The sequence below is a fragment of the Rodentibacter rarus genome, from assembly GCF_001998965.1.
GTDB classification, from domain to species: domain Bacteria; phylum Pseudomonadota; class Gammaproteobacteria; order Enterobacterales; family Pasteurellaceae; genus Rodentibacter; species Rodentibacter rarus.
On sequence record NZ_MLHJ01000145.1, the window covers coordinates 1 to 1,286 of the forward strand.

Genomic DNA, 1,286 nt, shown 5'->3' on the forward strand with positions numbered 1-1,286 from the left:
GCACCGAACATACCCGAGAACCAAGCCCTTGGCAAAACGCAGGCGTGACGGCGATTCACGGCGGATCGGTTGTCACAAAAACCATCACCACCGAACAACTCGCCGCCGGTGCGGTCACGGCAAATGAAATTGCCGCGGGAGTCATTGGCGCAAGACATATTGCGACAAAATCCCTCAATGCGAATCATATTGCCTCAAACTCACTGACGGCAGAATTGCTTAACGTCTCAAATTTGGGGGCGATTAGTGCCAATTTAGGGAGAGTAACAGCCGGAACTATCACAGGGACAACGATTACCGGTAATACAATTAGTGGCGGAACTGTTACCGGTGCAACGATGTCAGGGTCAATTATTGAGGGAGGGATAATAAGAGGAGCGAGAATTGAGGGGGTAACAGGTGAATTCACAGGCTCGCTGAAAATAAGTCAATTAGTCGGGGGAAATATCTATGAGACATTGTTAGTTGATAATTGGAATAAGCTTGATAGAAAAGTAAGTTTTACTACAAAAGATAGTGTCGGGTTAACAAGAAGAGATACCTATTATGCATTTGAGGCGAAAATTAATATTTTGCCTTCAAGCGCAAAACGATGGGTACAGATGCCATTTAATATTACCACATCAGATTACAGCCACATGGGAAGCAATGAGGGTTTGACTTTGTATAGAAGGGGAAACCTATCTCATCTTGCTAATGCAAATTTCACCAAAGTCACTAACACTTCATTGATTCTAAATGAAAATCAGCAATTAAATATAAAGTTATTGGCGTGGGCTATGAATGAGAATAGTCTAGATAAGCCGTTGATCACAACAATTCTTTATTCTAATTCAAGTTTTTTGGTTAAAGTTTAAATGCAGACCGCACAAAAGTGCGGTTAAATTTAGGCGTATTTTTCAATCCCATCCCGATAGTGAAAACTGTCGGGATTTTCTTTTACAAGAAACAAGGAGTCTTTTATGACAACATTCAACAAAATCTTAAATCCAATGTACTCGGCAATTGCGGCTTACAGCACGCAAGAGGACGGCTCAATTAACGCCAAATATGTGATTGGCACGGGCACAGACAATGACGGTGTCGTAACCGATTTCACACCAATTATTAGCGAATACAAATGGATTGATGTAGAAGGGGCGAAAGCGATTAATGACGCACCGTTTACCAAAGACGATATAGGCAAAACCCCGACACAAATTATGCTGTCGCGTATCTATGCTTATCTTAAAGAAAACGGGCAAATCGTAGTGTAACTTGTCAAAAATATGGAATAAAAGTGCGGT

The 1,286-nt window shown here is 41.6% G+C and carries 2 protein-coding genes; both read left to right on the top strand.

Features of this window, described 5'->3' with window-relative positions; genetic code table 11:
* Positions 1-857: phage tail protein (locus BKK50_RS12550; RefSeq protein ID WP_158074679.1), on the top strand; the 857-nt coding region annotated here is incomplete at its 5' end.
* A gap of 105 nt (positions 858-962) precedes the next feature.
* Positions 963-1,256: a hypothetical protein gene (locus BKK50_RS11750; RefSeq protein ID WP_077418345.1), complete on the top strand. Its 294-nt coding sequence runs from the start codon at positions 963-965 to the stop codon at positions 1,254-1,256.
* Positions 1,257-1,286: the final 30 nt, after the last annotated feature.